This window comes from Actinomadura logoneensis (assembly GCF_003428695.1).
Lineage (GTDB): Bacteria > Actinomycetota > Actinomycetes > Streptosporangiales > Streptosporangiaceae > Spirillospora > Spirillospora logoneensis.
The window spans coordinates 1-7,561 of sequence record NZ_QURH01000930.1; the positions used below are offsets into that span (position 1 = coordinate 1).

The window sequence follows — 7,561 nt, forward strand, 5'->3', positions numbered from 1 at the left end:
CCCGCGCCCGCCGGAGCGGTGCGGGCGCGGCGCGAGGCGGTGCGAGGCGGTGCGGGCGGCGCCGGGTGCCGTCAGTCGGTGTACTTCTTGCTGTAGAGGGTGACGGTCGTGCTGGACGAGACGCGGCTTCCCGGGCTGGGGCTCTGCCGGACGACCACCCAGTTGCGGTCGATGAGCAGCTTGCGGCCGCGGCCGGTCACGTCCCGCTCGACCATGTTGCGCAGGCCGCGCGACTGCAGGAGGTTCTGCGCCTTCTGGTGGTTCATCCCGATGACGCTCGGCACCGTGACCGTCTGGAGGGCGCGCCGGGCGGGGCCGTGGTGCCGACGGTTCGAGTGGACCGAGCCGCCGCACCCGGCGACCGCGACGGCCGTGACGAGGGCGACAGGGACGGCGAGACTACGAGTGATCGGCAAAGCAGGCTCCCGAAAGCGATGAGGATGACGCGTTGTGGGACGCGGCGTCCCGGCCGCCGGTTCCCCCGATTTCGGACTCCGCCCGGTACGCGGCCGACAGACCCGCTGGTCAGTTCTGCCGCGTGACCGGATGCCGGGGCGCATCGGGCTTGGCCGCGTGGACGTCGCGGGCGTAGACGCGGCATGGCCGGAAGAGGTCTCCAGGGGCCCAAACCCGAAATTGCCTAGGGCGTGTGGCGCCCGATATCGAGAAACTTTTCCTGGCAATTCCATCGAACTGGAGGTGTCTGTGGTCAGGAGAAGCACCGGGCGCCGGATGGCGCTGACGTGCGCCGCCGCCGTCTGCGGAACCGCGCTCATCGGGGCCGGGCCCTCGGCCTCGGCCGCCGGGCGCGGGGACTGGCGGCCGTACCGGACGCAGCCGTTCACCGACACGGGCGTGTGCGCGTTCACCGTGCGCGGCGACATCGTCGAGGACCAGGAAGAGGTGCGGACGCTCCAGACCTACCCGGACGGAAAGGTCAAGCTCGAGGAATTCCGGGGGCCGCTGGTCATCCGCTTCTCCGGCAACGGCCACTCGGTCGTCCGGGAGGTCTCGGGCTACGGCTGGTTCCACCACCTGAAAGACGGGACCCGCCGCGCACGTATCGACGGCGGCCTCAGCATCGGCGTCATGCAGGGCAACATCGGCTACCCGGCCGGTGAGTACATCATCCACGGCAAGTTCAGCGTCGTCTTCCGCGCGGACGGGAACCAGACCGTCCACGCCGCGCACGCGAAGATCGAGAACCTCTGCCAGACCCTGGCGTGACGAGGGCGGCCTGGATCCCCCGCGGCGTGGATCCAGGCCCGCCCTCACCGAGAAGGCCTCTCCCACTCCTGCTGGCGATGCCGGTCGCGGCGCTCGCGCACGCGGTCGCGGGGGGTGATGCGGCGTTCCGGGTTCGGCTGCTTGACGCCGCGCGGCGCGTCGCCGGAGCCGCGGGTCAGTTCTGTCGCGTGACCGGGTGCCAGGGCGCGTCGGGCCTGGTCGCGCGGACGTCGGCGGCGACGCGCAGCGCGTAGGCGGGGGTGCCCGGGGCCTCGGGGACGGGGCCGAGGTAGTGGTGGCCGGTGAGGTGGCACCAGGCGGGAAGGTCGATGGGCGCGGCCGGGTCGGAGGCCAGCAGGTGGACGAGGGTGCCCGGCGCGAGTTCGGCCAGGTGGGCGCGGAGTTCGAGCAGGAGCCTCACGCAGGCTTTGTCGCCACCGTCGATGACGACCGGTTCTTCCGGACGGCTTGTCACAGGACTGCTTTCGCGGCGTGTCGGGGAGCGGGCCGTCCCATTATCGCTCCCGCGCCGCCGGGCGAGGGCCTCCGGCGGCGGAGGGAAGATCATGGTGGCTCTAGGCTGGGGCGTCCTCTCGACCACTCCCGGAAACGGACGCCTGTGAGCCTCATCGCGAACCCCGACGACCGCGCCTCCCTCCTGGACCACGACCAGCGCTTCTTCGACGCCCTCGTCGCCGCCGACACCGCGCGCCTGGACGGCCTGCTCGACGAGGAGTTCATCCTCGTCGCCGTCAACGACGGCGCGGCCGTCACCAAGGCCCAGCTGCTCGGCGCGATCGACGGCGGCCTGCGCTTCCCCGCCATCGAGTCGCACCACGCGGACGCCGTCGTCCGCCGCGTCGGCGACGCCGCCATCGTCGTCGGCAGGACGAGCATGAACTTCAGCGACGCCGACGGGACGTCCTTCACCAGCGGCAGCCGCTACACCCACGTCTTCGCCGCCGACGCGACCGGCGGCTGGCGCCTGGTGTCCGCGCAGGGCACCCAGATCACCCCGTCCGCCCAGCAGTAAGCCCGTCCGGGCACCTCTGACCGGCAGGCCCCTCGACGCGATCGTTCGGGCGCGCGCCCTCTCGCACGCACGGCCGCACGCACGGCCGCACGCACGGCCGCACGCACGCACGCCCGCGCGCACGCCCGCGCGCACGCCCGCGCGCATGCTTCGGGGGCCCGGTCAGACCTGGATGACCCGGATGCCCGCGGCCTCGAGCCGCTCCAGTTCGTCGCGCGGGGCGGACCCGTCGGTGACGACCGCGTCCAGGTCGGTCGCGGGGCACACGTGGCCGAGCCCGGTGCGTCCGAACTTCGAGCCGTCGCAGACGGCGATCCTGCGCTGCGCGGCGGCGATCGCGGCGCGCTTCACCGGCACCTCGGCCAGGTCGTGCGCCGTCAGCCCGTGCTCGGCCGACAGGCCGCAGACCGCGATGACGGCCGTGTCCGCGCGCAGCGCGGCGAGCGACGCCTCGGTGAGGTGGCCCGTGAGCAGCCAGGTGCCCTGGAGCATCTGCCCGCCGGGGACCAGCAGCCGGACGTCGGGGGCGGTGCTGAGCGCGTTCAGCGAGTAGAGGTCCAGCGGGATCGCGGTGACGCGGCGGTTCGCCAGCAGGCGCGCGACCGCCAGCGTGGTGGTGCCGCTGTCGAGGATGACCGACTCGCCGTCGGCGACCATCGCGTCCACCTTCGCGGCGATCGCCCGCTTGGCCTCCACGGCCTCGTGCTCGCGCAGCGCGAACGGCGGGTTCTCCCCGCGCAGCAGCAGGCTCACCGCGCCGCCCCGGACCCGCCGCAGGACGCCCTGGTCGGCGAGGTGGTCCAGGTCGCGGCGGATGGTCATCTCCGAGCAGCCGGTCTCGGCGGCCAGCTCCGCCACCGTCACCCGCTCGCTCGTCCGCAACCTTTCGATGATCTCAAGATGTCGATTCAAACCTTCCACGTGTTCAATCTCACGTGATACGTGTTTGTAAGTCAAGTTTCACTCGCAGACCCCGAGAGCGAGGCGGCACGTGGACCGGACCGTGGACTGGATCGTCTTCGACTACGGAGGTGTGCTCGGCAAGCCGCCGTCCCGTGCGGCCGTGCGGCGCCTCGCGGACGCGACGGGCGTCGAGCCCGCCCGGTTCCGGGCCGCCTACCGGTATCACCGCACCGACTACCACCGCGGCTCGGTGGACGCGCGCGCCTTCTGGCACGCGGTGCTCACACGACTCGGCAGGCCCCCGGGGCAGGTCGACGTCGACCGCCTGGTGGCCCTCGACCTCAGCGCACGACTGGAGCTCGATCCCCGCACGCTGGAGATCGTCGACATGCTGGCGGCGCGGGGTGCCCGGCTGGCGCTGCTGGCCGACGCCGCCCCGGAGACGGCGCGGGTGATCGACGGGGAGGGCTGGGCGGCGGCGTTCCGGCAGCGGTTGTACAGCGCCGACCTGCGCATGGTGAAGTCCGACCCGCAGATCTACCACCGAACGTGTGCGATCCTGGCCGCCCGGCCCGCGGACGTGCTGTTCATCGACGACCGGCAGGAGAACGTGGACGCGGCCGAGAGCGCCGGCATGCGGGCGCTCCTCTTCCAGAACGCCGCCAAGCTCTGGGCGGATCTGTCCTTCCTCCTGCCGGCCTCACCGGCCGGGCGCCGATGACGCGCGAGCGCCTCGGGTCATCCGAGGCGACCGGGCACGCGCCGCCGTTCGCCTCGGCCGCGGGTCAGCTCCGGGCGCGGGCCCGCTCCCGGAGCGCGGCGCGGAAAGCGCGGGCGTGCGCGGCTTCGTCCCGGGCGATCTCCGAGAACAGCCTCGCCGCCCTGCCGTCGCCTTCGGCCCGCGCGGTGCGGGCGAAACCCGGGTACATCCGGGTGGCCTCGTAGGTCTCGCCCGCGATGCTCCTGCGCAGGTTGTCGGCGGTGTCGTGGACGGCTCCGGCGAGTTTCGCCTGTTCGGCGAAGTGCTCGGTCAGCTCCACCGCGGCCGTCCGTCGGAACAGGGCGGCCAGGGCTGGACGGCGCCCTCCGGCGTGTTCGGCGTAGAGGGTGTACTTGGCGTGGGCGAACGCCTCGCCCCGCATGGCGGTCTCCAGGTTGCGCAGAGTCCGCGCCGAGTGCACCCGCGGTCGTCCGGCGACGACCGTGACCGGGTGGGCCCGCGGACCGGCCGGGATGCGGCCGCGGCCGTGGGTGAGGGCGTGGAGCGCCTTCAGGAAGGCCCGGGCGTGGCGCTTCTCGTCGCGGGCGAACTCGCCGAACGCCCGGGCGGCGTTGCCGTCGTGGTCCCGCCGGGCCTCGGCGGCGAAGCGCGGGTACAGGTGCGTCGCCTCCTCGATCTCTCCTCGGATGCTCTCGCGCAGGTTGGCGACGTCACTGTGGACGAAGTGGACGAGGCGTGCCTCCTTGGTGAAATGGTCGTGGAGTTCGGTCCTGGCGGTCCTGTCGAACAGGGCCTGCGTCCTGCGCAGACGCTGGTGCCCCGCCTGCGCCGCCCGGAAGTGGTAACTGGCATGGGCCATGGCCTCGCCGTGCATGGCGGTGAGGGTGTTGCGCGTGGTGGCGGGATGGTGCTCGGCCGCGAACGCCGGGCCCGCCGGGGTGAAGGGACCGAGCGCGACGGTGGTCGCGCAGGCGAGTCCCGCGCCGAGGCGGCGCACGGTGGTTCTGACTACGGTCACGTTCTCTTCCTCGTTGCTCGAAGGCGGAAAGCGGCATGGAGGAGAAGCGCGGGCCGGGCCCGCTCATCCCGGACCGTGCCGAAGTGATCACAGTCTGTGATATTTGCGCGCGCCGTCCGTCACCACCCGAGAGAGGTTGAGACTTGGTCAATTCGCCTTGGGGGGGTGACCCGGTCATGCCGCCTCCGAGTCCGCCGGCCGCCTCGGCGCTCGCCGACGTGCTCGCGGTCAGGCGCTCCGCGCCACCGCCACCACCGCTGCGGCGGTCAGACGCGGGTGCCGCGGAACGCGGTCAGAAGGCGGCTGCGCGCCCGGTCGGACAACCCCGCCGGGGCGCACCCGTCCGACAGGCCGTCCGGCGACGCCTCCCCGGGCTCGGCGGCGTCCTGCCGGACGGCCGGGCAGTCCGGGGGAGGGGTTTCGCGGACGGCGCCGAGCAGCGCCTCGCGCGCCGACGGCCCGGCGGGTGGCCTGCCCCCTTCGGGGGAATTATGATCATTTACCGCGCGGCCGAAAGTGGTTCGGTACCGTGATCACCGAAGTCCACGAGGGAAGGGGCCCGATGGAACGCACCCAGGTGCCGCTGGGGCAGCCCACCGCCGCCCGGATGTACGACGAGGCGCTCGGCGGCAAGGACCACTACGCCATCGACCGCGAGGCCAACTCCCGGCTGTACGCGGCGATCGGCGAGGAGCGGGTGCGCAGCACCGCGATGGAGAACCGCCGCTTCCTCGGCCGCGCGGTGGAGTACCTGGCCCGCGAGTGCGGCGTCCGCCAGTTCCTGGACGTCGGGTCCGGTCTGCCGACCGTGCGCAACACCCACCAGATCGCCAAGGAGGCCGACCCGGCCTCGCGCGTGGTCTACGTCGACATCGACCCGATCGTCGCGGTGCACGGGCGCGCGCTGCTGGCCGACGACAACACGCGGATCGTCACCGCCGACATGCGCCGGCCCGAGACCATCCTGGACGACCCGGAGCTGAACAAGCTGCTCGACTTCAACGAGCCGGTGGCGGTGCTGTTCGTCGCCGTGTTCCACTTCGTGACCGACCAGGACGACCCGGCGCGGATCGTCGGCGCGTTCCGCGAGCGCCAGGCCCCCGGCTCCTACGTGACGATCTCCCACCTGTGCGCGGACGGCATGTCCGAGGCCGAGCAGCAGGGCTGGTACGCGGGCTTCTCCGGGGCGACCGTCCCGATGGTGCTGCGCACCGAACCCGAGATCCAGCGGCTGTTCGAGGGATACGACCTGGTGGAGCCCGGTCTCGTCCGGCCGTGGCGCTGGCGCCCCGCCGAGGACGGCTCGCCGCGCACCGACTCCCTCCTCGGCGGCGTCGCCCGCCTCGGCTGACCCGCACCCGCCGCCCGCGGCGCCGTCCGGAGACGGACGGCGAACCCACCGGCGGACGGCGGCACGGGCCGGGGGTCTGTCCAAGATCTTTCCGGGGTCTCCCGCCGGGGCGCTCGACGCGGGAGATTCGGATCATCGGGACGGGGCGGTGCGATCGCTCAGGAGGGGACCGCCCCGTCCGGCGGGGGCCGCCGTCACAGGTGGACGGAGCGGTCCAGGAACTCGCCGGTGACCAGGTCGCCCGCGCTCAGCCCGGCCGGAACGGGCTTGCCGCCGCGCGCCTCCAGCGGGCGCAGCAGCCCGATCACCTTCTGCACCCGGGCCGTGTCGAACGAGCCGAGCACGCCGTCCGCTCCGTTGCGGACGATGCCGTACCGGCCGAGCGCCTCGTGCGCGAACCTCGCGTGCTCGGCGGTGTAGGCGGCCGTAGTGTTGAACCGCCGGACCGCGTCCACGATCATCCTGTTGGTCTCCGCCGGGTCCCGCATGTACTCGGCCGTCGCGCGCTGGAAGATCGGGACGAGCCGCTTCAGGCACGGCGCGAGTCTCGCCTTGTCGGCCGGGCGGATCGCCACCGACTCCGGATAGATCGCGTACCCGGTGTCGTGCACGAGCTGGAACGCGACCGGCTTGCGCCAGGCAGTCACCTCGTGCTCGTAGCTGTACGGCTCGTTGGTGACGTACCCCTGCTGGGCGATCTTGCCGCCGGACGCCGCGAACCGCGCCGGGGATCCGTCGTACGAGCCGTCCAGCTGCGACCTGCGCAGCTGCCCCGAGCTGGTCAGGTAGTCCATGAAACTGGCGCCGTTGGCGTACAGGACGGTCGCCCCGCCGCGCCCGACGTCGGCGATCGTCTTCCAGTCCGGGTGGGCCTGCGGCGACCACATGATGATCTGCGGGTTGACGTCCATGGGGGAGAACACGGCCTGCAGGCGGTGCGTCCCGGCCTGCGCGACCTGCTCGTCGGTGGCGACCACGCCGAGGGTGATGGACGGGTCGGACGCCATCAGCGACGACACCGGCTGGAACCCCGTCACCGGTCCGCCCGAGCGGATCTGGAACCGCACTCCGGTGTCGTGCCCGTCCACCGTCAGCGGGGCGGTGAGCGTCTTGTGGTCGGCGTCCACCTTCGGGGACGGCCCGAGCAGGTGGTACAGCCCGCCGTGCTCGGCCTGCGGATACCAGTTCATCTGGAGCGTGACCGTCGCCGGGCACGCGCCGCGCAGATCGTCCTTGCCGGTCGCCGCGGGCAGCGCCGCGGCCTTCCCGCCACCGCGGCTCCCGCCGCCGTCCCCGCCGCCGCAGGCC

At 72.9% G+C, this 7,561-nt stretch carries 9 protein-coding genes; 4 read left to right on the forward strand and 5 right to left on the reverse strand.

Features of this window, described 5'->3' with window-relative positions; all coding sequences use genetic code 11:
* Positions 1 to 71: 71 nt before the first annotated feature.
* The gene (locus DZF91_RS41390) at positions 72 to 416 is read right to left on the reverse strand and encodes a PASTA domain-containing protein (RefSeq protein ID WP_199487019.1); all 345 of its coding nucleotides are present in this window, start codon (positions 414 to 416) and stop codon (positions 72 to 74) included.
* A 316-nt stretch (positions 417 to 732) separates the two neighbouring features.
* On the opposite strand from DZF91_RS41390, the gene DZF91_RS31375 reads away from it, so the two are divergent.
* Positions 733 to 1,227, forward strand: coding sequence for a hypothetical protein (locus DZF91_RS31375; RefSeq protein WP_117360686.1), 495 nt, complete (start codon positions 733 to 735; stop codon positions 1,225 to 1,227).
* Positions 1,228 to 1,402: 175 nt separating this feature from the next.
* Here the strand turns inward: DZF91_RS31375 and DZF91_RS31380 are convergent, their stop codons facing one another.
* Positions 1,403 to 1,648 carry a sulfurtransferase TusA family protein gene (locus DZF91_RS31380; protein ID WP_235834697.1) on the reverse strand — a complete coding sequence of 82 codons (246 nt, stop codon included), beginning with the start codon at positions 1,646 to 1,648 and terminating at the stop codon, positions 1,403 to 1,405.
* 198 nt (positions 1,649 to 1,846) lie between these two features.
* Between DZF91_RS31380 and DZF91_RS40655 the strand changes: the two genes are divergently transcribed.
* Positions 1,847 to 2,260 (forward strand): YybH family protein, encoded by a 414-nt coding sequence (locus DZF91_RS40655; RefSeq protein ID WP_158588095.1) that lies wholly within the window; start codon positions 1,847 to 1,849, stop codon positions 2,258 to 2,260.
* A 162-nt stretch (positions 2,261 to 2,422) separates the two neighbouring features.
* On the opposite strand, the gene DZF91_RS31390 is transcribed toward DZF91_RS40655, so the two are convergent.
* Positions 2,423 to 3,181 (reverse strand): DeoR/GlpR family DNA-binding transcription regulator, encoded by a 759-nt coding sequence (locus tag DZF91_RS31390; RefSeq protein WP_117360689.1) that lies wholly within the window; start codon positions 3,179 to 3,181, stop codon positions 2,423 to 2,425.
* Positions 3,182 to 3,251: 70 nt separating this feature from the next.
* Between DZF91_RS31390 and DZF91_RS31395 the strand changes: the two genes are divergently transcribed.
* Positions 3,252 to 3,884, forward strand: a complete 633-nt coding sequence (locus DZF91_RS31395) for an HAD-IA family hydrolase (protein ID WP_117360690.1) — start codon at positions 3,252 to 3,254, stop codon at positions 3,882 to 3,884.
* 64 nt (positions 3,885 to 3,948) lie between these two features.
* Here DZF91_RS31395 and DZF91_RS31400 read toward each other — a convergent pair whose 3' ends face one another.
* Positions 3,949 to 4,902, reverse strand: a complete 954-nt coding sequence (locus DZF91_RS31400) for a ferritin family protein (RefSeq protein ID WP_199487020.1) — start codon at positions 4,900 to 4,902, stop codon at positions 3,949 to 3,951.
* A 562-nt stretch (positions 4,903 to 5,464) separates the two neighbouring features.
* On the opposite strand from DZF91_RS31400, the gene DZF91_RS31405 reads away from it, so the two are divergent.
* Entirely contained in the window at positions 5,465 to 6,253 is a 789-nt protein-coding gene (locus DZF91_RS31405; RefSeq protein WP_117360691.1) for an SAM-dependent methyltransferase, read from the forward strand.
* Between the two features lie 194 nt (positions 6,254 to 6,447).
* On the opposite strand, the gene DZF91_RS40660 is transcribed toward DZF91_RS31405, so the two are convergent.
* On the reverse strand, positions 6,448 to 7,561 hold a 1,114-nt coding region (locus tag DZF91_RS40660), incomplete at its 5' end, for an ABC transporter substrate-binding protein (RefSeq protein ID WP_117360692.1).

Bases quoted from the DNA above. Each gene is read 5' to 3' on its own strand.
- DZF91_RS31375 (WP_117360686.1), top strand. From the start codon at position 733: ATGGCGCTGACGTGCGCCGCCGCCGTCTGCGGAACCGCGCTCATCGGG.
- DZF91_RS31405 (WP_117360691.1), top strand. From the start codon at position 5,465: ATGGAACGCACCCAGGTGCCGCTGGGGCAGCCCACCGCCGCCCGGATG.